Origin of the sequence: Myxococcus xanthus, assembly GCF_013116825.1 — a bacterium.
GTDB classification, from domain to species: Bacteria; Myxococcota; Myxococcia; order Myxococcales; family Myxococcaceae; genus Myxococcus; species Myxococcus xanthus_B.
In genome coordinates, this window is the sequence record NZ_JABFNS010000116.1 from 1 (window position 1) to 22580 (window position 22580).

General features: G+C 67.0%; 25 protein-coding genes. 22 read left to right on the forward strand and 3 right to left on the reverse strand.

Features of this window, described 5'->3' with window-relative positions:
- From HNV26_RS37975 to HNV26_RS27840, 8 genes are all read left to right on the forward strand, one after another.
- A partial coding sequence (locus HNV26_RS37975; protein ID WP_216612778.1) for a hypothetical protein occupies positions 1-277 on the forward strand: 277 nt, incomplete at its 5' end.
- 165 nt (positions 278-442) lie between these two features.
- Positions 443-781: a hypothetical protein gene (locus HNV26_RS27810; RefSeq protein WP_171452905.1), complete on the forward strand. Its 339-nt coding sequence runs from the start codon at positions 443-445 to the stop codon at positions 779-781.
- 80 nt (positions 782-861) lie between these two features.
- Positions 862-1107: a hypothetical protein gene (locus HNV26_RS27815; protein WP_253817121.1), complete on the forward strand. Its 246-nt coding sequence runs from the start codon at positions 862-864 to the stop codon at positions 1105-1107.
- A 157-nt stretch (positions 1108-1264) separates the two neighbouring features.
- A complete protein-coding gene (locus tag HNV26_RS27820) occupies positions 1265-1570 on the forward strand; it encodes a hypothetical protein (protein ID WP_253817122.1) in 306 nt (101 codons plus the stop codon).
- Positions 1571-1937: 367 nt separating this feature from the next.
- On the forward strand, positions 1938-2903 hold the full coding sequence (locus tag HNV26_RS27825; protein ID WP_171443981.1) for an amidoligase family protein: 966 nt from the start codon (positions 1938-1940) through the stop codon (positions 2901-2903).
- Between the two features lie 546 nt (positions 2904-3449).
- Complete coding sequence (locus tag HNV26_RS27830) at positions 3450-3890, forward strand: gamma-glutamylcyclotransferase family protein (RefSeq protein ID WP_171443980.1); 441 nt, start codon at positions 3450-3452, stop codon at positions 3888-3890.
- Positions 3887-4276 carry a gamma-glutamylcyclotransferase family protein gene (locus HNV26_RS27835; protein WP_171443979.1) on the forward strand — a complete coding sequence of 130 codons (390 nt, stop codon included), beginning with the start codon at positions 3887-3889 and terminating at the stop codon, positions 4274-4276. Before HNV26_RS27830 ends, HNV26_RS27835 begins: the two co-directional genes overlap by 4 nt.
- Positions 4277-4281: 5 nt before the next feature.
- A complete protein-coding gene (locus HNV26_RS27840) occupies positions 4282-4512 on the forward strand; it encodes a hypothetical protein (protein ID WP_171443988.1) in 231 nt (76 codons plus the stop codon).
- A gap of 32 nt (positions 4513-4544) precedes the next feature.
- On the opposite strand, the gene HNV26_RS27845 is transcribed toward HNV26_RS27840, so the two are convergent.
- Positions 4545-4919, reverse strand: coding sequence for a hypothetical protein (locus tag HNV26_RS27845; RefSeq protein WP_171443978.1), 375 nt, complete (start codon positions 4917-4919; stop codon positions 4545-4547).
- Positions 4920-5368: 449 nt separating this feature from the next.
- On the opposite strand from HNV26_RS27845, the gene HNV26_RS27850 reads away from it, so the two are divergent.
- From HNV26_RS27850 to HNV26_RS27875, 6 genes are all read left to right on the forward strand, one after another.
- Positions 5369-6664 (forward strand): TIGR02270 family protein, encoded by a 1296-nt coding sequence (locus tag HNV26_RS27850; protein ID WP_171443977.1) that lies wholly within the window; start codon positions 5369-5371, stop codon positions 6662-6664.
- A 28-nt stretch (positions 6665-6692) separates the two neighbouring features.
- Entirely contained in the window at positions 6693-7697 is a 1005-nt protein-coding gene (locus tag HNV26_RS27855; RefSeq protein WP_171443976.1) for a DUF2169 family type VI secretion system accessory protein, read from the forward strand.
- 1 nt (position 7698) lies between these two features.
- A complete protein-coding gene (locus HNV26_RS27860; RefSeq protein WP_171443975.1) occupies positions 7699-8790 on the forward strand; it encodes a hypothetical protein in 1092 nt (363 codons plus the stop codon).
- Positions 8778-10031 carry a DUF4150 domain-containing protein gene (locus tag HNV26_RS27865; protein WP_171443974.1) on the forward strand — a complete coding sequence of 418 codons (1254 nt, stop codon included), beginning with the start codon at positions 8778-8780 and terminating at the stop codon, positions 10029-10031. Before HNV26_RS27860 ends, HNV26_RS27865 begins: the two co-directional genes overlap by 13 nt.
- Positions 10032-10044: 13 nt before the next feature.
- Entirely contained in the window at positions 10045-10773 is a 729-nt protein-coding gene (locus tag HNV26_RS38655; protein ID WP_253817123.1) for an SMI1/KNR4 family protein, read from the forward strand.
- A 503-nt stretch (positions 10774-11276) separates the two neighbouring features.
- Positions 11277-11750 (forward strand): cell wall protein, encoded by a 474-nt coding sequence (locus tag HNV26_RS27875; RefSeq protein WP_366817026.1) that lies wholly within the window; start codon positions 11277-11279, stop codon positions 11748-11750.
- Positions 11751-11814: 64 nt separating this feature from the next.
- Here the strand turns inward: HNV26_RS27875 and HNV26_RS27880 are convergent, their stop codons facing one another.
- Together HNV26_RS27880 and HNV26_RS27885 are read right to left on the reverse strand one after the other, a co-directional pair.
- The gene (locus tag HNV26_RS27880) at positions 11815-13686 is read right to left on the reverse strand and encodes a HEAT repeat domain-containing protein (protein ID WP_171443985.1); all 1872 of its coding nucleotides are present in this window, start codon (positions 13684-13686) and stop codon (positions 11815-11817) included.
- Between the two features lie 85 nt (positions 13687-13771).
- Positions 13772-14353: an RDD family protein gene (locus HNV26_RS27885; protein WP_171443973.1), complete on the reverse strand. Its 582-nt coding sequence runs from the start codon at positions 14351-14353 to the stop codon at positions 13772-13774.
- Positions 14354-15023: 670 nt separating this feature from the next.
- Between HNV26_RS27885 and HNV26_RS39380 the strand changes: the two genes are divergently transcribed.
- The 8 genes from HNV26_RS39380 to HNV26_RS27925 all read left to right on the forward strand — a co-directional run bounded on the left by HNV26_RS39380 (position 15024) and on the right by HNV26_RS27925 (position 22577).
- Complete coding sequence (locus HNV26_RS39380) at positions 15024-15653, forward strand: AraC family transcriptional regulator (protein ID WP_171443972.1); 630 nt, start codon at positions 15024-15026, stop codon at positions 15651-15653.
- 122 nt (positions 15654-15775) lie between these two features.
- Positions 15776-16594 (forward strand): sterol desaturase family protein, encoded by an 819-nt coding sequence (locus HNV26_RS27895; protein ID WP_216612779.1) that lies wholly within the window; start codon positions 15776-15778, stop codon positions 16592-16594.
- Between the two features lie 501 nt (positions 16595-17095).
- Complete coding sequence (locus HNV26_RS27900; RefSeq protein ID WP_216612780.1) at positions 17096-17500, forward strand: ArsR/SmtB family transcription factor; 405 nt, start codon at positions 17096-17098, stop codon at positions 17498-17500.
- Between the two features lie 605 nt (positions 17501-18105).
- On the forward strand, positions 18106-18945 hold the full coding sequence (locus HNV26_RS27905) for a cation efflux transmembrane domain-containing protein (protein WP_216612781.1): 840 nt from the start codon (positions 18106-18108) through the stop codon (positions 18943-18945).
- 375 nt (positions 18946-19320) lie between these two features.
- Positions 19321-19797: a sigma factor gene (locus tag HNV26_RS27910; protein WP_253817127.1), complete on the forward strand. Its 477-nt coding sequence runs from the start codon at positions 19321-19323 to the stop codon at positions 19795-19797.
- A 110-nt stretch (positions 19798-19907) separates the two neighbouring features.
- Positions 19908-20729 carry a hypothetical protein gene (locus HNV26_RS27915; RefSeq protein ID WP_171443970.1) on the forward strand — a complete coding sequence of 274 codons (822 nt, stop codon included), beginning with the start codon at positions 19908-19910 and terminating at the stop codon, positions 20727-20729.
- A 296-nt stretch (positions 20730-21025) separates the two neighbouring features.
- Complete coding sequence (locus HNV26_RS27920) at positions 21026-21961, forward strand: cation diffusion facilitator family transporter (protein ID WP_171443969.1); 936 nt, start codon at positions 21026-21028, stop codon at positions 21959-21961.
- Positions 21954-22577, forward strand: a complete 624-nt coding sequence (locus HNV26_RS27925) for a cation diffusion facilitator family transporter (RefSeq protein ID WP_171443968.1) — start codon at positions 21954-21956, stop codon at positions 22575-22577. The genes HNV26_RS27920 and HNV26_RS27925 overlap by 8 nt, the downstream gene beginning before the upstream one ends.
- Positions 22578-22580 lie beyond the last annotated feature (3 nt).

The following is a 22580-nucleotide window of genomic DNA, read 5'->3' on the forward strand; positions in this document are numbered from 1 at the left end:
GGCCCTTCACAGCAGCGGCTGCGAATTACAGCCGGAAGCCGAAGTCACATTTCCCCAGGGCACCTCCGCACGCCAGCGCAACGCGGCCCTCCTGCTTCTTGCCGCCCAGGTGGAGCTGCGCACCCCGTCGCAGGAGCACTGGCTCGTCGAATCGGAGGTGCTCGAAGACGGGCTCACAGGCCGCGTCCACCTGCTGCTACTCGGGGACGGTGGCCCTCGACCGACGCGTGACGAGACAGAGCGCGGGCTGCAAATCCTGCACAGGGCCCTCCGTTGACATGGGCATGCGGGGCGGCAGAACAAGCCGCCTCCCCGCCGCCCACTCAATGAAACATACAGCACCACAGGCCCAGAGAAGGACTTGATACACCCGCCAACCAGAGCGTGTATGCCTTTCGCAACGAGCAACGAAGCGCCGCGCAAATCCACAGGAACGCACGTCATGACCACCTCCCCCAAGCCCCTCCACCTTGTCCACATGACGGTGGTTGACTTCCAGAACACTACCCTGCGCCTGGACCTCGCCACGAGCCGGTACGGCACGCCTCAACCGCAGTTGGACGTCATCCTCCCGCGCGGCTCAACCCACCGGCATCTGAGCGCGACGCTCCACGCCTTGTCAGCCGACCTGGAGCTACGCACGCCCTCTGCGGAGCGGTGGATTGTGCAGAGCGAGCGCCTCCTGGAGCCGAACCACGGCCGCATCTACCTGGAGTTGTCCGAGGGGGACCACGCCGAGGCCATGCGCGGAATGATGCTCCTCAGCACCCTGATGGGCTGAGCGGAAGGGGCAGGGGCACCCGCGCCACAGGACCGCGCGGGTGCCCCGCCACACCAATAACCGCAGCACCAGGAGGCCACATGCCGCACACCGATGACGACGTTGATGACCTCTTCTTCCTGTACCGCCAAGTCGCAAGCAATACAGCCCTGAGCATTGACGCGCGCGCCGGCTACCTGACGGCCGTGGTCCGTATGGACAGGCAGATTTCCAATAGCCTCGACTACCAATCGGACGAAACGCTCGTTGCGCTGTTCCGGGAGCGACTGGCGGCCGAGGACAGCCAGCCCGCCATTTCCCGCCCGAACGCCGCGAAGTCCTCCTGAGCCGAAAACGCCCGCCGATCAGCCCCTGTCGCGCTGAGAGGCAGGAGCAACGGGCCCCCGGGCGCTGACGCCGCCCCGCAGACTCAACTTGCATCACGCCCCACAAGAGCGCGTATGTCTTTCGCAACACCCCTTCCTACGGAACGCGAGGACAATGATGGCCGCGACGAGCCAGCAACTGATGGTGGTGGGACAGCGCACCGCGCGCTACGGAATTCCCCAGCCGTACATCGAGGTGCGCTTCCCGAGGGACACGCGCCAGCGCACGCTGAACGCCGCGCTCCATCGCCTCTACGCCGACGTTGAGATGGCAACCCCGGAGAGAGCGCGCTGGAACGTACGCATCGAACTACTCCCAGACATCCTCATCTACTCCGGGGGCATCGTGTACGTGGAGCTTGCAGAGGGCACACCGGACGAAGCCGAGCGCGCGATGGCGATGCTCAAAAGCCTCGTGGGATGAGCCCTCCTGAGCCCCTCGGCAGGCGCCGCGCGCCCGCCAGCAGCCCGGCTCCGATGGGAGGCTCCTCCGGTTGAGCCTGCGGGCGGGGTGGAGGAATCCGGTCCGGGATATGTCGCCCCCCTGGCAACATGCCGCCGAGACAATCACACACACTGGAATTCCGCCGGCTGCCCCCCAGCCCAGGCAAGCTCGCCTCGCCCGTCTCACAGACAGCCGCCGCGCAACCTCGCGAATTCTCGCGACTACCCCAGACACCAGAATCCACCAAGCCAGACACCGAAGTGGACTTGCTTCATTCGCACACAAGAGCGTGTATGTGTTTCGCGACGGGCGCCACAGCCCCGCGCGAATGCGAGAGGCAAATCCCATGAAGACGCTCCGGTTTGGAATTGAGATTGAGACGGTTGGCGCCACCCGCCAGAAGCTGGCCTACGCGATTCAGGGCGCGGTGGGTGGGCATGCCTCCGGCGACTACCGGGGTTGGCAGGTGACGGACGCCCAGGGCCGCATCTGGAAAGTGGTGTCGGACGCCTCGCTGAGCGGGGGCGAGCGCAGCGGCGAAATCGTCTCCCCCATCCTCACCTACCAGGACCTGGACGCCTTGCAGGAGGTGGTGCGCGCCGCGCGCGAGGCGGGCGCACGCGCCGACGCCTCCACCGGCATCCACATCCACGTCGACGGCAGCCGCTTCGACGCGAAGGGCGTCACCAACCTCGTCAAAATGGTGCACAAGCAGGAGCGCCTCTTGGAGACGGCCCTCGGGGTGAGCGCGGCGCGGCTGAGCCGCTACTGCAAGCCCATCGACGGGGCCTTCCTCCAGCGGCTGGAGGCTCGCCGCCCGCGCACCCTCCAGGACGTGAATGAGGCTTGGTACGGGCGCCGCAACAGCATGCCCAACCGCTACGATTCGAGCCGCTACCACGGCCTCAACTTAAACAGCCTCTTCTTCCGGGGCACGATTGAATTCCGGTACTTCAACGGCTCGGTGCACGCGGGAGAGGTGAAGGCCTACGTCCAACTGGTGTTGGCCCTGGCCGCCCGGGCCCTGGCCTCGAAGGCCGCCTCCAGCAAGCGCCGCGACTTCAACCCCGCCACCGCCAAGTACGACTTCCGGGTGTTCCTCCTCCACCTCGGCCTCATCGGCGAGGAATTCAAGACGGCCCGCCTCCACCTCCTCAAGAAGCTGGAGGGCAGCGCCGCCTGGAAGGGCCAGCGCCGCGACCGGCGCGGCTCGGGCGGGGGGGAGGATGGCTCGCCCGGCAGCGAGGGCACGCAGGGCGCACAGGGCGCCGCTGGGGGCAGCGCGCCCACCGAAGCCTTGGCCGCCGCGTGACGGGGCCTTCGCGGGCACCACGGAGCGCTGGCGCCCGCCTGCGCTCGCGCCAAGGGGCTCCCAAGGAGGGGGGCCGGGCCCGCCCATCCCGCGCCCCTCGCGCCTCCTCAAACAGGGCTTGCTTCAATGCCGAACCAGAGCGTGTATGTCTTTCGCGAAGGGCGGGTGCCCTCGCCAATACAAGAGACGCACCAATGAAAGCATACGGAATCAACCGGAAGGACCGGAGCAACTGCCGATGGGGCTGCTGCCCATCGCCCGGCAGGTACCCCACAAAAAGCTACTGCGGACGTCTTTCTCGGAAAGTCCACGTCCGCGGCACCCGGCTCGCACACCGGCGCGCCCGGGCGCAAGCGAGGGCGGCCCTCTTCAACGAGAGGCGCAACGCCTCGCGCAGCGACAACGAGGGGTAGGCCCCGCCGCGCTGGGCGGCGAAGCCACCCCAGCACGCCCCCACCACGGAGGCACCGCGCCAGAGCCCTGCGGGTGCCCTGGCTGGCAATGACAACGGCGGGCCGCGCGCCCGTCCTCCACCGGAGAATCCACATGCTCTACTTCGCCTACGGCTCCAACCTCGACAGGGCCCAAATGCGCACGCGCTGCCCCGGCGCCACCGTCGAGGCCCGGGCCATCCTTCCCGGCCACACCCTGGTGTTTGGCGGGTTCAGCCACCGCTGGGGCGGCGCCGTCGCCAGCCTCCAGCGTGTGCGCGGCGCCCACGTCGAGGGGCTGCTTTACCGCCTCACCCCGGAGGACTTGCGCGCCCTCGACGGCTTCGAGGGGCACCCCTTCGCGTACCGGCGCACCACCCGGCTGGTGACGGACAGGGCCGGCCGCCGCCGCCGCGCGCTGGTGTACCTGCAGCCCGAAGCAAGCCTCGAGTCCTGGCCGCCCGCTGTCCGCTACTTCCGCGTCCTCTGGCACGCCTACGGTCGCCTGGGCTTCAACCGCGCCGTGCTCGCGGACGCCCTGGGAGGTGCGGCGTGAAGCGCGCTTCAACCTCGACGCGCGTCTTCGTCTACGGGACGCTGCTGTCCGGCGAGCCCAACCACCGCCTCCTGCGCGGCGCACGCCTCATCGGCCCAGCGCGGACGCAGCCCCGCTTCACCCTCTACGACTACGGGCCCTTCCCTGCCCTCGCATCCAGAGGCAAGCACGCCGTCGAGGGCGAGGTGTACGAAGTCGACGCCCTCATGCTGGCGGTGCTCGACAGGCTTGAGGGCCACCCTCGCTTCTACAAGCGCACGTCCATTGCCCTCGACGGTGCCGGCCGCGTCGAGGCATACCTGTTCCCCAAAGGGCGGTTGGCTGGCCGCCCCATCATCGAGTCCGGCTGCTGGCGTCGACACCTGAAGGTGAGGAAACCATGGTAATCGTCATGCGCGACGGGCGTGTCCTCCAGGGCACTGCCGTCCAAATCGTGAAGGGAATGCAGGACGTCGCCTTCGGCGTGGAGAGGCTCTCGCTGCCCGAGTACATCGACTGGGTGGTGGCCAATGCCCAGCGCTTCGAGTCCGTCGCGCTGCGCGTGCAAGGCGCAACCGACGAGGAGAAGGCCGCGTCCCTCGTCGACGAGATGCTGCGCGAGGGCCTGGCAACGAAGGGGTGAGGGCGCGCCCTCCCATACGGCGAAGGACGGCTTCAGCCGCTCGCCGTAGCGGCTCCGCTTCGAAGGAATCGCTCAGCGGACACTGGCCGCGCCCGCCGCTTGCGGCGCGGGCCTCGCCACTCATCAGCCACCTGGCCACCGTGTGCAGCGACGTGGCTTTCAGCCAGGAGGCCCACCGTGGCGCGAAGAGGGCCTTCACCGGCCCCTCGCGCCTCCACCAACACCAAGGCTTCACGGGCGCCCAGCATCTGCAACGCTGCGGCTTCCGCCAGTCGGTACTCGGCTTTCGCCTCGGCAAGCCGCGTCCGCGATTCGGGACTCCCGTCCAACCTCGCGTGCGCCCGCTGCAGCTCCACCTCTGCCCGCCCCAGGCGCTCCGCGAGCGCCCGCCGCTTCTTCATGCTCATGGCCGAAGGTGGAAAGCAGGTGGCATGCCGCGCCTCCACGGACGCCTCTTCCCTCGGGGCATGGTGAGCGCCGGCTTGCTGCCCCCGTCTCTCGACACGCACTCCCCAGTCCGAGCCGGAAGACGCCAGCCCCAGCGACTCACGGGCTGCAGGGTTGACGATATTGGCCGTGAATCGTCCCTCCCCGAAGGGCGATGCCACTGAGCGGCTCTGCTCCAATCAGGCCGCGCTGCCGCCAGCTTCGTTCACAGGCTGACGGTGACTGGACGTATTGGGTTTAGCGCGCTTTGTCTCGGCCGCGCGTTTTCAACTTAATGCTCGCCATTGCTACTGCATTTGTAGCAATGGCTCTCACGCGCCGACTGCAAGCGAGGCCGAAAGGCCTTCGCGCATGCATCTGAGCCCTTGCAGCCAGGCGCAGCGGCATCCAGAGGGGGGAAGAAGACACCATGCTGTTGGTAGACGTGCTGGAGGAGCATCTCGACGAAGCGGAGTTCCGGTGGCTGCAGTGGGAGAGGGCGCTGGGGGCGCCAGACTTCTCACTGACTGAGACTGCGAGACTTGAGGAACTTCTTCTCGCGCATTTGGACGGGCTGGTGGTTGGCGCATCCACCGCTATCGAATCCGTGCTGCGCCCCGCATTTGAAACAGAGGACGCCTTTCGCATCTCCGCGGCGACGTACGCGCTGCTCGCCCTCGGCGAGGTGGATGAAGTCCTGCTGCGACTGCGCGGGGCAGAGCCCGAAGCGCGTCCCGCAATTCGACGGGCCCTGGAGCTCAGCGAGGCCCCAGGGCTGGGCGCACGCCTGCTCGACTTGTTGAAGCTGGAGGACACCGCGCTGCAGGCAGCAGTCCTGGAGGCACTGGTGTTCCGCCAGGAAGCACCGCCCGAGGTGCTGTTGCGCTTCTTCACCCATGACGAGCCACGGGCCCGGGTAGCAGCCCTTCGTGCCGCCCTTCCCTTTCCGGACGGCGCAGCGCGAAGCCTGCTTCCCATGCTGCTGGACTCCTCCCACCCCGGCATTCGAGCGGCGGCAATGGAGGCAGGAGTGGCCTCCGGTGTGAAGCAAGCATGGGAGATGTGCCGCACCGCCGTGCGCGCTCAGGACGCACACAGCCTTGAAGCCATGGTGCTGCTCGCCATGGGCGGCGGTGTGCAAGAACTCCCCTTCCTCATGGCGCTGCTGGATGCGGAGAAGCTCCGCCCCCAGGCCCTCTGGGCCCTGGGTTTCAGCGGCTGGGTGGCAGCCATGGAGGCGTGCCTCGCCTGGCTGGAGGTACCCGGCGTTGCACAACTGGCCGGGGAGGCCTTCGCCGCCATGACGGGTTTGCGGCTGGAGGGGCCCTACGCCCTGCCCCCAGGCGAGAGGCCCGAGGACGTCCCACCGCCGCCGGAACTCGAAGAGGACTTGGACGCAGACTTGGTGCCCAAGCCCGAAGACGACTTGCCGTGGCCAAATGCGGCCTCCGTCAGGGGCTGGTGGGCCGCGGAGAAGAAGCGCTTCGTGAGGGACACGCGGTACCTCCTGGGCCGGCCCTTCAGCGGCAGCGGCTTGGTGGAGGCCCTTGAAACCAGTCCCATGCGCCGCCGCCACGTCGTGGCCCGCGAATTGGCCCTGCGGAGCCAGGGCACGCTGACGGTGCGCACTCGGGCCTTCACACACGTCCAGCGCGCGGAGCAGGCCAAAGCCCGGGCCGCCAGCGCCCGAATCCGCACGCAGTCCTTCGACAGCGGCCTGCGCTGACAACAAACCCCACGCTTCGTTGCCAACCATGTGGGCACTTCAGAATAAGACACCCTACGCGGCCGAGCGGACGTGGGTCCGCGACAAGGACGGCCACCACCACTGGGTTGTCGCCGTCAAGGCCACCTTCGACGTCGACGACGCGGGCCGCCTCCGCCCTGCCGACGTGCAGGAGCCTCCACTGCCCGCGCCCGTCTACTGGGGAGAGGCGGGCCACTCCAGCTTGCGCTACGAGGCCGAGCTCGTCGCCCCCAAGCCCCACACCGACGTCCTCCTCAACGCGTGCGCCCATGCGCCCGGTGGACGCCCCGCGCCCAGCGTCGAGGTGGCCATCCGCATCCACGACGTGGACAAAATGCTCGTGGTGCACGGCGAGCGCTACTACACGCGCGGCTTGACGGGCGTGAAGCCCTCGTCACCCAAGCCCTTCGTCACCCAGCCCATTCTCTACGAGTGGGCCTGGGGCGGCACCGACACGCGCGACGCGGACGCGCGCAAGCACGCCAGCGACATGCGCAACCCCGTGGGGCGCGGGGTGGCCAGCAGCGAGGCGCACCTGGTGGACCAGCCCGCTCACCGCATCGAGTACCTGCGGGGCACCCCAGCGAAGTCGGGGCCGGCCGGCTTTGGCCCCATCGCCAGCTACTGGTCGCCGCGACTCAAGCTGGCAGGCACCTTCGACGAAGCCTGGAGGAAGACGCGACACCCGCTGCTGCCGCGAGACTTCGATGAGCGCTTCGCCCTCTGCGCCCCCGCTGACCAGCGGCCCTCACGTCGCCTCGTGGGCGGAGAGAAGGTGGCCCTGGTGCACCTCACGCCGAAGGGCGCGCTCCACTTCACGTTGCCCCGCCTCAGCTTCGGCTTCGCCACCTACTTCGGCGCCGTCCGACGCTTCCACGAGGCCACCCTGGGCACCGTCGTCATCGAGCCCGAGGTGAAGAAGGTGCGCATGGTTTTCCAGACGGGCTTGAGCGTCGGCCCTCGGGACGTCGACCGCCTCGACTTCACAGCCATTACTGAAAGGACGGACTGACATGCCCGCTGAGGCGGTACTCGTAGCGTCTGGGGCGCGTGCCCCCGTGGGGACGACAGCGGAGAGCGTCGCGGCGGCGGTGCGTGCGGGCATCAGCCGCGTGCGACTCCTCCAGGTGCCGGAGCTGGGGCGCCAGGCGGACTCCTTCATCGCGAGGGACGGGCTCCTGGACGCACAGGAGTGGTGTGGTGTGACGCGCATGGCCGCGCTGGGGGCCGCGGCGTTGGAAGAGGTCCTCGCAAAGCTGACACCCGCCCTCCCGCAGAGGAGTCTCGACGTTCCGGTGCTGGTGGGCCTTCCCGAGGAGCGCCCGGGCTGGAGGGCATCAGACGCCTCGCGAGTCACCGCCGCCCTCTCGGCCCTCGGAAGTGCGCGCCTGAACCTCCAGGTGGAGCCGCGGTTGACGGGCCACGCCTCGGCGCTGGAGGGGCTACGAGAAGCCGTGACTCGGGTTGGCCACACCTCTCGCTGCCCACTGGTGATTGTGGGAGGCATCGACAGCTACCACGACGTCCAGACACTGGCCTGGCTTCGCGAGCGGAACCAGTGGCTGGAAGAAGGGACGCGCATGGGCTTCGCCCCCGGCGAGGCCGCGGCCTTCGTCGCGGTAATGGCCACGCAGGACGCGCGCCGGTGGAGACTGGCGCCCAACGCTACGGTGCGCGCCGCCACCACGGCCCACGAGACGAAACTCATCCACAGCGACGACCTCAACTTGGGCGAGGGGATGACGGCCGCCGTGGCCGAGGCACTCGCGCCACTGGAAGGCACGCGTAAAGTGGTGGCGGACGTCCACAGCGACCTCAATGGCGAGCGCTACCGCTCCGAGGAGTGGGGCTTCGTCACCCTGCGCCTTGGGGCCGCGTTCCGCGACGCCTCCGCCGTCCACACACCTGTGAGCAGCTGCGGCGAGGTGGGCGCCGCCACGGGGGCGTTGAACCTCGTCCTCTGCGCGCAGGCCTGGCAGCGCCGGTACGCGAGCGGCCCTCGCGCGCTACTCTGGGGCAGTTCGGAAGCCGGGTTGCGCGCCGCCGCACTGCTGGAAGAGCCACTTTCCGGAAGTGAAGAAGGAGCGAAACCATGGCCAAGGTAACAGTCAACTTCCCGAGGACGCCCGTCACCCAGGGCAGCTCGGGCATCGCCGCAGCCACGCTGCCCAACGTCTGCAAGATGCCCGGCCCGCCGGCTCCCTTCGTGCCCACACCCTTGCCCAACATCGGCAACAGCGGCGACGCCCCGGAGGGGTACTCGAAGACAGTCACCATCAACGGGCACCCCGTCGCCATTGCCGGTGCCAGCTTCGGCAGCAAGGGGGACATGGCCAGCAAGGGGACAGGCGGCGGGCTCATCTCCAGCAACACCCACGGCCCCACGAAGTTCATCGGCCCTGGCTCGATGAACGTCAAAATCGAGGGGCGGAACGTGCAGTTGCTGGGCGACCCCATGCTCAACAACTGCGGCCCCTCCGGCAGCCCAGCCAATGCCGCCACCATGACGGGCATCATCCAAGCCTCCGGCGTCATGAGTGTCATCTACGGCGACGACATCCCGTGCTCGCTCTGCGGGAAGACGCATCCCCTTGGGGCAGGAGAAGAAACGCAGGCGGCGATTGCGCGGCTATTCGAACGGCTCCAGCGAGCGCTCGACGCACAGAAGCAACGAATTCTTGAGTACGCCAAACTCAAGAAAGAGGAGAGGAGCAAGGAGCGCAGGCTCGAGGAGTTAGACAGAAAGAACACGGACGACAACCGAAGGAGCGGGAAAGGCCCCAACCCCTCAGAGCGAACGGAACTGGCAAGCCTACCGAGCGAACTCTCCACTCTCAGGAGGCAAATCGCCGCGCTTGAGGACTTCTTCGGCAACCACGCCGTTCTTCGGTACAATCGAGAGCGCAAGTCCTACGTCAAGGGCTACATGATTGGCGCAATGGCGTGCGTATGCACAGGCAAGAAGCTCGCGGCCTGCTCCGGCCAAGCCCCTCCGGGATTTATGAAGGCCGTGAAGTCTCTGGGATTCGAGTGCGCAAGCGCACCCGTCGATTCGGAGATTGCACGAGAGGCTTGGGACTGTGCCGCCAAGCAAATCATGGAGAAGCACGGAGGGCACAAGCCCCAGCAACTCATCGAGCGCCTATTCTATCCAGCGGTCGCGGGACTCAAGCCCGACAGAGGCCCCCGGATACAATTCAAAGTTCGGATAGAGGATTTGAAAACCAAGAGCCTCTCTGAGCCAGAGGAGCGCGAACAGACATTCCAGAGCGGCGAGAACGTCCCATCGTGCTCGGACTGCCAGGAGAAGCTCCCGGCAATGTACTGTACCACGGCTTGCGCCTAATCGAGAATCCGCAATGAAATCACTCGTCGAATTCATCGAGAGCTACCGCCCCGATTTCTCCAAGGAGATTGTTCCGGCGGACGAGATAGACATCGCACTTCTGGAGAGGAAAGCAGGCTCTCTCCCGGGAGCCTATCGTCGTTTTCTGGAGACGATGGGCGCGAGCATGGGCGACCTTGAACTTGCAGAAGCCTCCCTCTCAATCGAGGGGGCTCTCGATGTCTACAACGCCAAGACGTGGCTTCAACATGGGCGATTTATCCCGGTGGCTGGAGATAAAGGGCCTTCCAGCTTCGACTGGTTCCTGGATCGTTCGACTCCGCATGGAGCCGATGACTGCCAGGTCGTCCGCAGGCCACTGTCGAAGAACTATCCTCCCGAGGCCAGTTCTCCCCAGTACGTGGGGTTGGAGGAATTCCTCTACTACGAGGCCTTCAAGGAGCTTCGCCTGCCACAGCTACCCTTCCGGCGGAAGTTCTCGTCACCGGATGACGCCGCTGCCGCAACTCGCTACCGGGCAGACGTGGTGACTGCGCTGGCCGAGGAGAAGGGCTTCAAGCGGCTCCCTCCTGTCGAGCACTGCGCGCTGTACGAGAGAGGAGACGCAGCGCTGCTGCTCTACCGACATCCGACGCAGCCCACCTTCTCATTCATCCTGGGCTGCGAGGACTCGGCGGAGATGGAGCGACTGGCAAAGGACTTCGAGACGAGAACGGGGCTGAAGAGCGTCATCACTCGGTAGGCAAAGCCTGGATGTCTTAGCCCTCGTCGAGCGGTACGGGACATGCCCGGCGCCGACCGACGAGGTCGTGACGGACAGCAAAGTGGTGGAGTTCGTCCGCGGGCCACTGCAAGAGTGTGCAGGAGGAAGGCATCCTCAAGAGGTGCGCTCCTGCGGCTGTCACATCCCGTGTGCAAGTGCGTGCACCGCTATCGACTACGCCGCTGCCCTGGGGAATGGTAATCGTCTCTCAGCGTTGCTTTGTCGCCGCATCCACAGCGGCGCCGTCGGCGCATCCGGTGCAACGCCTTTTACATATGCCTAAATCCCATCGTCTTCGCGAATCGCAGTCTTTCCAACACCCGAAGCAGGGCCTTTCTGGCGGCGCTCTTCCAGCGCAATTCCTTGAATCCGAGTTTCGGGCGGCCATTCGAGAGGAGGTTGCCGGCCCTGTCGCTGCGCTCACCGCAGCGCTGAGTCGCCTTGCGCGGCGGTTGTCCGGGGAGCCACAGCCCGTCCGCGCCGTGCGTACGGAGAGCCCCGTGCGGCCGGCGGAGGCCCCCCAGCCCGTCCGTGTGCAACCAGCGCCGGCCGCCGCGCCCACGCCCCGGGACTGTGCCGTCATCGGCTGCAAGCGGCCCCACCGCAGCCAGGGCTACTGCGCCGCCCACTACCAGAAGCGGCGCCTCATGGCGGCCACCGGCCGCCTGCACGCCGCGTGGGTGGAGGACGCCGCGCCCCACAGCATCCCTGAAGTCATTCTCCCGCGCGGGCGCAGGCCCAAGGCCGACGCCACGCCTCCAGCTCCCAAGCCGCTCGTCAGCGCCACCCCTCGCATGTGGGTGCGCAAGAAGGGGGCAGCAGGCGCGGACGGCACCTCCGGACAAGGGGCGCCAACGCCTGCCGGGCAGCCGCCCCTCGCCTCGGAGCGCGAGCGCGCCGCTGCCACCGCCCAGCGCTGGGCCAGCGAGTTCCGCTCGGGGACGCGGCGCGGCTGAAGCGCCAACGCCCGCGCCAGGCCCCCTCTCGCCCTGAGAGGGGCGCCCTTCCCCATCGGTGGCGTCAGGGCCGCCCGTCCGGTTCGACGGGAGCCAGGCGCCCGTCCCCCGTGACGCGCACCACGTGGGCGGGGGCGAATGTGCCAGCCCGGCCACACACGATGGCGCCGAGTCGCTGGTTCGTCGTCCCCACCACCAAGTCCCCCGCTTCATCCAGGGCGTATGCCATCGGCGCGCCTGGGAGAGTCACCCAAGGCGTGGCACGCCACCGCCCCTCGGACGCGTCGACACGCACCAGACGTCCGGCTCCGCCATACATGTGCGCGAGGCCTTCCACCACCACGAGGGCGCCGTGCATCCGCACGACACGCAGGGGGTTGGCCCGGGGCTCCTCCAGCACCGTCACCCGCCCGGCCTCATGCACTTCCAGCGTGCCCCCAAACTCCCCGTCGTCCCATCCGACGAGGCAGGCCTCTCCCATGGCTTCGAGGACGGATGCGGAGTCCCCACCCGGCACGGCTGCGCAGGGACTCCCCTGTGGGGGCGCCTTCGGCTTGTCCCAGTGCAACTGGACAGAGGTGTGTCCCTCGCACAGCGTCCACCCTCCGGCGCGGCTTGGCCTGATGCGGGCGCAGTCGATGGACTCCGCATGCCGCACCTCCTGTTCGGAGAGGCCTTGCAGGGCCAACCTCGCGTGGCTCCGCGCCACCGGAGAGGCGTGCGTCGTCACCACCCGCTGGAGCAGCGGCACCAACTCTTCCGCATGCGCCCGGAAGGCGTAGCTGCCCAACGCATCAACCGCCGCAGCCTGGACTTCGCTGTGCGGCGCGTACACCGCCTGGCCTAGCGCCTCGAGGGCGGCTGCGTCTCCCACGCGTCCAAGGGCCTCTGCGGCCCGCGCGCGCTCCCAGCCCTCCTCCCCCGTGGCCAGCAGCCGCAGCAGCGGCTCCGTCGCGGAGGGCCGCGCCACATCCCCCAGGGATACGAGGCTCGTGAGGGCCCAGGCACGGCACTCAGGCACGGCGAGCTGCTCAAGGACGCCCGGCACCGCAGCAGGACTCCCGAAGGCCACCAGCGCCTGCAGCGCCACGGGTGTGAGGCGCACGTCCGCCCGCTGTAGCGCCTGCACCGCCTCGGGCGCGGCCTTCGCGCCTTGGCGCCCGTAGGCCGCCAGCACCGACGCCACGTAGGCCGCTCGCGGGGTGCACGCGTCGAAAACCGCCCCGCAGCCTGGCGCCGGCGCTGACGGGCAGGACGTCCCTGGTGGGCGCCGGAGAGCGGGCTCCTCCAGCTCCCGCGCGAGGAGCGTCCGCAGGCGAGGGACGAACGTCGCGGTGTACATGGAGGCCCGCCGGGCGAGGACATGGCGCACCAGCACCAGCGCCTCCCAACTCGAATCCGGATTCTCCAGCACGTCCAGCAGCACCGGGGCCAGTGTCGGGCCGAGGTGCGCCAGCGTCGACGTGGGCGACTCCAGGAGGTGGCGCACAATGACTGGTGCTGCTCGCTCGTCATCGAGTAAGGAGAGCGCGTGCAGGGCCAGCCCACCGGGTTCCCTCTCATACGCCTCGATGAGCGCAGGCACGGCGCCCCTGGCCTTCTCCTCCAGCTTCGCCAGCGCCTGTGCTGCACCGCCGCGCATGCGACGCTCTGGGTGCCGAAGCAGCGAAACCAGCCGAGGGACGACGTCCTCTCCCTCGCGCCCCAGTTTCCAGGCCGCACACGCCTGCTCCGGCGGCAGCCACTTCTCCCCCGTGTCGGGGCCGTGGACTTCCTGAAGCAGCGCAAGGCATGCGTCGGCCCCCTCGCAGCAGCCCTCCCACGTCCTGGTGTCTTCCCGCTTCCACGGCCGGGAACACCCCATGGACAGCGCCACCACCACACACACGAGCCCGGCCAACCAGCGGGGACGCCCAGACTTCATCTCTTCCTCCATGTCATTGCCTCTCATTCTCCCCTCGCTGTGTAGGGACTCCGAACCCAACACTTCAGCCAGTCACGAACCGCGCAGCGAAGGAGCGCTACGCTCGAGGTGCCTTCACGACGCGGGTGCCGGCCACCCAGTCGTGGAGACACCGCCGGTCCTCCCCGACGATGAAAAGCGCATCCACAAGGCCGAACCAGACGCAGTAACCGCACAGCGCCATCGGGAGCGCGTTCCGCAGCAGGGCGATTCGCCACACCCCAGCCGGACGGCCGTCGCTTCGGACGACTCTAATTCCCAGGAGCCGCTTGCCGAGACTCGCCCCAGTGCCGCGAATCAGGCTCGCCTGCACGAGCAACGCGAGGAGCGCCGGGACGTAGACGACTGGAGCCTTCATCGCCGGCGCACCCGGCAGCGCCAGGCACCGGAGGACGCCCAGGAACAGGGACGGGAGCAGGAGCGCGGCACCGTCAACAAGGCTTGCTGCGAGCCGGGCCCTGCGCGTCGCCAGCTCCGGAGCCGCATGCAGGCACCGACGGCATAAGCCCGCCCCGGACGAGGCACAGAAGGCACAGGTGTAGGTACCGCAACGAGTACAGGCCAGGGCAGCGGAGAAGCCAGGATGCGCGGAGCATGGGGACTCCGAAATCGATTCAAGGACCTCGCGGAAGTCGGACATGGAGGGCCGCAGCACAGCTACGCCCGCCCCAAGGCGGCAAGTTTCTTCGGCGAAAGGCTCCCGTTTGTGCCACAAACACAACTAATTAGGTACAGTCAACTAGACCTAACATCTTCTTTGTTCGCCACCTCCTGGCTGCTGCGACTCCTATTTCTCGGATCGGAGTCCGCTCTACTCAAGAAGCCCGTCAATGGAATCCGCCACCCCGGGGCGGCTTCAGCAAAAAAGGCATTCTTCCAACCAGGGAAGCGTGACCAAACTCGGTCGCTGCGTCATGCGTGCATCTAGACAAGGGCGCAGGGCGCTCACGAGCAGGCGAGACCTGTACCGGTGAAGCGACGATTGAACACCCCAAATGTGACCCGGCCTTTGGTCCGGATGCGAACCAGGATGGGGAGTCACCCTTGGCCATATTCCCCGTGCGCCAAGCCAGCCCCGTTCCCTCCTCGCACGTAGTATGAAACGCGCACAACCTTTATTGGAGTTCCAGTCCTGATAGAAGGAAGGAGTGCCTCGTGAACAGAGATGGCTCGGTCGTGCGATGATGGGCCCCCAGTGGCTCGCGTACCTGGGGGCCGTAGGGCCCACTCAGGAACACGCGCATCATGCGTTCCAACTCGTTCACGCTATCAACGGGCCGCTCCTGCTAGAGGATGCACAGGGTGCGCTCGTGGAGGGACAGGTCGCCATCATTCCTCCGGACACGCCCCATCGCATCGAGCGCGGGTCGGAGCGTGCGTTGCTCGTCTTCATCGATCCGGACGACCGCGCCGGCCGTGAGCTGCGACAGCTAGACGTGGGCACTGCTTCCACCGCGTGGGTTCAGGCGGGAGCGCCCTTGCTTCGCGTCCCCCTTCCCTCCGAACCAGTCCGCGCGGAGGACTGGTCGCGACTCGTGGCGGAACTGGTAATGCAACTGGTCGGCGAGGCTTGGCGCCCCGGTCCGCTCCATCCCGCCATCAAACGCATCCTCGCGCTCCTCCCGAGCCGCATTGAAGCGGGAGACGTAAGCCAGGGCGCGCTCGCCCGAGAGGTGGACCTGTCCGCCGGTCGGCTGGGCCATCTCTTCTCCACCAGCGTGGGCATCCCCTTGCGTCCCTACATCCTCTGGCTCCGCCTACGCCGGGCCACGGAGTCCTTCCGCCAGGGAGACACGCTCACGCACGCGGCCCACGTCGCGGGCTTCACCGACAGCTCGCACCTCAGCAACACGTTCCATCGTATGTTCGGGCTCACCCCCTCCGAGATTGCGCGGGGCATTGAGTGGGTGGGCGAGCAGTCGTTCGCGCCGACGAAGTAGCCAGTTCTTCCAAGTCTGATGCGAAGTGGCGGTGCCACCCTGATTCCATGCTGACAACCTCCCTAGGCGTCCCTTCAACGGGCCTAGCGCGGCAGGTCCTGCGCGCGAGTTACCCACTCTTCATGCTGGTCGGTGTCAACGGAGCGGCCCTGGCCCTCGTCCATGGCGGCGCCTCGAAGCCATGGCTCGGAGGACTTCTCCTGGCCGCGATTGTAGCGACCTTCCTCGTCGAGCGCGCCATCCCCTACGAGCCGGACTGGAATCGCTCTCACGGAGACGTCGGCCGAGACCTCCTGCACTTCCTCGTCAACGAGACCTCCAATGTCCTGGCCCTCCTCTCGCTGCCCTTTCTGTCGGGCTGGGCGTGCCTGCGCGACGCGTGGCCTCATGAATGGCCGTTCGTTCTCCAGGTACTCCTCGCGGTGCTGGTGTTCGACTTCGGCGTCACCCTGACGCACTGGCTGAGCCACCGCGTGCCCGCTCTCTGGCGACTTCACGTCGTGCACCACTCGGTGAAGCGCTTCTACGGCTTCAACGGACTGATGAAGCACCCCCTCCACCAAGCGCTGGAGATGACGGTGGGAGTGGCGCCGCTTCTGCTTGTTGGGCTTCCCTCGGGCGTCGCGTCAGCTCTGGCTGCACTAGCCTTCGTGCAGCTCCTCATGCAGCACTCAAACGCGGATTACACGGTTGGACCAATGAAGTACCTGTTAGCACTCAACGCAGGGCACCGCTTCCATCACCTCAAGTGGGCAGGCGTCGGTGACGTCAACTTCGGATTCTTCACCCACCTCTGGGACTACCTGCTAGGCACGTGGTCCTACACGCCCGAGAAGCGGTTTTCCTCGGATGACCTCGGCATCGCCAAAGAACCAGACTTTCCTGTGGGCTACTGGGCACAGCTGCGCGAGCCGTTTCTTCAAGGTAGCAAGGAAACTTGAGCGTGAACCCGGCCTCGCTGATGGCCGTCAACGGGGAGGACTCCAAGGATTCATCTCGTCCTTGCTGGGTACGTTCATGCTCGTGCCGCTTCAGCCCTGGGGCAAGCGGGTGGCCTCGAGGGTGAACATGAAGTCACTGCTCGCTACGCACCTCTACTGGCTCGTGATCAGCCTCATGCAGTGGGGAGCCGCGTTCATGATGAGCCGGTCGTCCGAAACGGCCTCGCCGTGGACAGCTTGGCTTCTCGTTTTCGGGGGCAGGACGAACGCACGCCCGTACCTACTTCACTGCCTCGGCATCAATGCATTTGTGCTCGGCGGCTCGTGGAGGCAGCGGGCAGCCGCTGGAATGGCAGGGCTCAGTGCCGCAGCGATTCTCTCCGCCTGGAGCGCAGACTGCTGCTGCTGCTCTCAATGCTCCCTGTACTTCGTAGGTGAGGATATGGCCACAAGGCGCGTAGAGGGTTGACCCGAGCGCATCACTTGCTTATATACGCAAACGTGAAGACAAGGCGACCACGAGCCTCCCAGGAGACGACGCCGCTGTCCGCCGACGCCTGTCAGGTGGACTTCGTCGACGAGGCGAAGGTGGAGGCTGTCCAGCCCCGCCTGCTGAGCGCCGACACGGCCCAGCAGGCGGCGGAACTGCTCGGCGCTTTTGCAGACCCGACCCGTCTGCGGCTACTCCATGCGCTCTCACTCTCGGAGCTATGCGTCTGCGACTTGGCCCACTTGGTTGGGCGCTCCATGGCCACCACCTCGCGGCAGCTTCAGCAACTGCGACACTTGGGACTGGTGAAGTACCGGGCCGATGGCAAGCTCGTTTATTACTCCCTCGCAAGTACCTGGGCGAAGGGGCTCATCCACGACGCCATCAGGCAGCTTGAGGGCAGGGAGGCAGCATGAAGGGCGCCCGCCCTCTGAAGCGCATCATTGCCCTTGGGCGCATCTTCCTAGTGATGCTGTTGGCACTCACCTATTCCGGCGCTCCTCGGTACGCGCTTGCCGCGCTGGGCTTCGCTGAACCGGGGTGTGCCACTGAGTGTGCAGGCTCGCTCGAGGCCGAGGAGTGCCCTCCAAACTGCCCCGTGGGCCCGTGCGCCCAATGCCCTCCGGCTGCCATGCCGGCGGCACCGGCCCTCCTCGTTGAAGCACGCCCCTCCTTCGACGCGCCGCTGCTGGCACCACACGCCCCTGTGGCCCCCGTGAGCGAAGGGCTGTTCCAGCCGCCCAAAGCGTAGCCCCCCGAAACGCTCACGGGAAAGGTGCGCCCTGGCAGCGCTGCCGCACTTCGCGGTGGCCTTGCGCGGGCGCGCCCCTCCTCTCGCATCCTAAGCCACACGAGCGGACACTGCGCTTGCCTCTCGAGGCGCGGTCTGCCGCCTCGGCGCCGGAATAGATGGACTGCCGCGGTGACGAGTACCGCGCCGCCCTTCATGCGAGGCGGCGCACAGCTCCCCCCCCGGGCGCCCGGCCTCCTCTCCCCCTTTTTTCTGTGGAGACGACACCCAATGAAAAACGACAACACTCCTCCAGACGCCACCGACAGGAGCGAATTCAAGGTACCCCGCATGGACTGCCCCTCAGAGGAGCGTACTGTGCGCATGACTCTCGAAGGCCTGCCCATGGTGCGCGCTCTCGCCTTCAACTTGCCCGAAAGGCGCCTCACCGTCTGGCATGCGAGGGGCACGGCATCCGAGGTGGCAGGACGTCTGGAACCGCTCGGGTTCGGCGCCCAACTTGTCGAGACGCACGGAGGTGCGGCCGCAGAAGAGGGCATGCCAGAGGCCGGCGAGGACGCGGGCAAGGAGGCCCGCACGCTCTGGGTGCTACTGGCCATCAATGGGATAATGTTCGTGGCCGAGCTCGTCGCAGGCTGGCTCGTCCAGTCCACGGGCCTCCTCGCGGACTCCCTCGACATGCTCGCCGACGCAATGGTGTACGGCCTCAGCCTCTACGCGGTGGGCCGTACGGCCGCACACAAGCTGCGCGCCGCGCACCTCAGTGGCTATCTGCAAATAGCGCTCGCACTGGGTGCCCTCTTCGAGGTGGGACGGCGCTTCCTCCTTGGCAGCGAGCCGGAGCCCACCTGGATGCTGGGGGTGGCCTCGCTCGCCCTCGCCGCTAACGTGACGTGCCTCCTGCTCATCTCCCGTCACCGAAAGGGCGGGGCCCACATGAAGGCCAGCTACATTTTCTCCACCAACGACGTGCTGGCGAACCTTGGTGTCATCGCGGCGGGCATCCTCGTCGCTCTTACCAAGTCCCCCTACCCCGACCTCCTTGTAGGCCTTGGCATCGCGGTGCTCGTCCTCTCGGGCGCAGTGCGCATTCTTCGTCTCCGGGCGTGAAAGAGGGCCCATGCTGCTCAAGCACGTTGAACTTGAGGCACAGTCTGCTCTGCCCGATGCCGACACTCGGAGGTGCGTTGGCCCAGGACATCAACCCCGCTGCCCGAGTCCCGGTACATCTTCGCCGTGGCAGAGCTTCACCGCCGGTGCAATCAACGCCGGTGGGTGGACGTCCAGACAAACCATGACGCCTCCTGTTCCTGTGGGGCTTCCCATTCGGGACGGCCCTGTCGAAGAAGGGGAAGCGTCGCTCGGCGTGGGAATGGACAATGCCCCTGCCACAGGACTACGTCGGACAGCGGGCCTGGCCGTTTCGCCGGGACAGGAAGTAGGCCCGCGTTCTCTGTGCGGACACCAGAGGTACAAGGAGTATCCATGCGCCCGGAAGTCCTGGAAGCCCTCATCCACAACCGGCAACGCTTCCTGGCGTTCCTGGTGCCCCGTGTCGGAAGTACCGAGGCAGCGGAAGAGGTGCTTCAGGCCGCGCTCCTCAAGAGAATGAAGAGCAGGAGCACCTTGCGCCAGGAGGAGAGCGCGGTGGCCTGGTTCTATCGGGTGCTGCGCAACGCGCTCATCGACCGCCACCGGCACGAGGAGCGCGAGGAGCGCGCACTTCGCGGACTGGCCGGGGAGAGCGCCCTGTCCACCGAGGACGCCGTCGCGCTGGAGAGGGCTGTCTGCGCCTGCGTCTCCGCCCTCTCCATCGCCTTGAAGCCGGAGTACGCGGAGGCCCTGCGCAAGGTGGACCTGGAGGGGCAAAGCCTCGCCGCACTCGCCGAAGCGGCCGGCATCCCCATGCCGATGCCAAGGTCCGCCTCCATCGGGCACGATAGGCGTTGGGCCGCCGGCTAGAGCAACCGTGCGGCCCTTCCTGTTGCTGTCGAGGCTGCGTGGACTGTCCCTGTGAGCCCACCTGAGGAAAGCGCCTCGCGCCCTACTTGGTGCCGAGCAAACCCGTGCCCATGTCCATGATGGAACTCTCTGCGGATGGCCGCGCCGCGGCCGCCTTCATCGCACTCTCTGCGCTCGGTGTCTGCGGCGCCATGATTCACGAAGCCCGGCGAGGCACGGCAGCGCATCGGGAGCGCGTCACCACAAGCCTCGTGGTGCTCCTCGTGCTCATCCTGGCCGTCCTTCCCGCTCTCGAAACAGTGTCGCCAGGAGAGCCACTCGCCGGCGGCGAAGTCACCGAGAAGGGACAGCACATCGCCATCCCTCCTGCTGCAGAAGGGGGCGTCCTCCTCGTGGTGAGAGGGAGTCTCGCCAAGGAGGGGGCCAGGGAGGTCCTGTTCTCAATAGCGGGAATGGAGGAGGTGGTAGTTGGGACGCTGGAGCAGACCCATACTCACATGCGAAGGAGGGGAGTGCGCACCCATGCCTGGAGAGAGCGGCTGGGCTTCCACCAGCGTGGCTTCATCCCACAGGGCAGCCACGAGTTGAGGGTGGAGCGCCTTGAAGGAAGCCTCGAAGGCCCGTTACGCGTGGAACTCTACCGAAGCAGGTGGCCATTCCCTCTTCTCGCATGCGCCGCAGGCCTCAGCCTGCTCACCGCCGCGGTGCTGCACGCCCGCCTCCGATTGCGGCGGTATGCGCTGTGGGCTGGTACCGCACTTGGAATGGGCCTGTTCACAGCCGGTTGGGGCGAGCCCCACGCAGACATCATGTTCGCGGCGGCCAGCCTCTTCATGGGATTCACGCTGGGCGCTCCGCTCGGGTGGCTAGCTGTCCTCTCACTGCAGTCCCTCTTCTCTCCGACTGTCCGGGGAAAACGACGCCGGAGCTGAAGGTCAGGTGGCTCTTGAGCTGGACCTCGGCGTCCAGGGACGCTGCGGACCTCGAAGGAGCAAGGAGCGCCTGGACACTGCCCGGCACGCTCTCGGACGGCCTTTGAGGCAGGCGTACGGCCCCCTGGCTGCAGGAAGGCAGCGGCTTCAGTGGTCGTGCGGCGGCTCGAGGAAGCCCCGCTGTAACCTCGAATGTGTCCGCGCGTCAGCCGTTCCAGACGGTGAACAACTTCTCGTCAAGCGCCGGAAAGGCCTGCTCCGTCGCGACCATCTTCGTTCTGGAGGCACTGACGCGCATGTCGGGTACTCACAGTCACGCAGCGCCCTCGTACAGCCGGGCCTTCGCCGTGGGCATTGCGATCAACCTAGTTTTCGTGGCCGTCGAGGCCGCCTTTGGCGTCCTCTCCGGTTCGCTGGCTCTGCTGGCCGATGCTGGCCACAACCTGAGCGACGTCCTTGGGCTGGTGCTCGCTTGGGCGGCGAGCCTCCTGGCCCGGAGGAGACCGACTGCGCGGCATACCTATGGCCTGCGCAGCTCGTCCATCCTCGCAGCTCTGCTCAACGCGTTCCTGCTCCTTGTAGCGATGGGCGGCATCAGCTGGGAGGCGGTGCGGCGCATGGGCCATCCCGCTCCTGTCGCTAGCGGAACTATCATGGCCGTAGCCGGGGCGGGCATCATCATCAACACCGCGACGGCGCTGCTCTTCTGGAAGGGCCGCAAGAATGACCTCAACATCCGAGGAGCATTCCTCCACATGGCCGCTGACGCTGGCGTGTCACTGGGCGTCGTCCTGGCCGGAGCGCTCATCCACTTCACCGGATGGGCCTGGATGGACCCCATTGTGACGCTCGCCATCGCAGCCCTAATCTTCTTGGGCACTTGGGGGCTGCTCAAGGACTCCGTCAACCTCGCGCTGCAAGCGGTGCCGAAGAGCATCACCTTGCCCCTCGTACGGGAGCGGCTCATCCAGGCACCCGGTGTCTCCGAGGTGCATGACCTACACGTCTGGGCAATGAGCACCACCGAGGCGGCGCTCACCGCCCATCTTGTCGTCCGCAGCCCCCAAGTGGACGACTCGTTCCTGAGCCAGTTGAAGCGGCAGCTCCACGATGAGTTTGGCATCGAGCACGTCACACTCCAGATAGAGGCGGGGGACCTGTCCAACTGCTGCCAGCTCGCCCCCGCCCTCGCGCCCCGGAGGACGAACGAGGGGGAGGCAAGCCATGTCTGAAGCCTTCGTCCTGCCCAACCCCCGCCTGCCGCTGCTCACCGTGAGTTGGAACCTTGTCGAGGGTATCATCGCCGCGGCGGCGGCTCTCGTCTCCGGCAGCGTGGCGCTGTTGGGCTTCGGGGTGGACAGCTTCGTGGAGAGCACGTCCGCGGCGGTCATGCTGTGGCGGCTTTCTGAGGAGCGGCGGGAACGCCGCACTCTTGCAGAGCTGGAGAAACTGGACCGACGAGCACACCGACTCATCGATCTTTCACTCTTCGGGCTCGCCGCGTTCGTCACCTGGGAGGCGGCAACGGCGCTGCTGAACGGCGAGCGGCCCCAGCCCAGTCCTGTGGGCCTCATTCTCACAACTGTTTCGCTGGCGGTGATGATGTGGCTTGCACGCGCGAAGAAGCGCACTGCTGTGGCTCTCGGCAGCCGCGACATGGAAGCAGATGCATTTCAAACCACCGCATGCTGGTGGTTGTCGCTCATCACCCTGGGCGGCATCGGCCTCAACGCGGTCCTCGGGTGGTGGTGGGCGGCCCCTCTGGCCGCCCTGGGCATGACGTTCTTCATCGTGAAGGAAGGTCGCGCGGCGTGGCGGGCCGAGGACACCTGCACATTCTGTCATTGACAC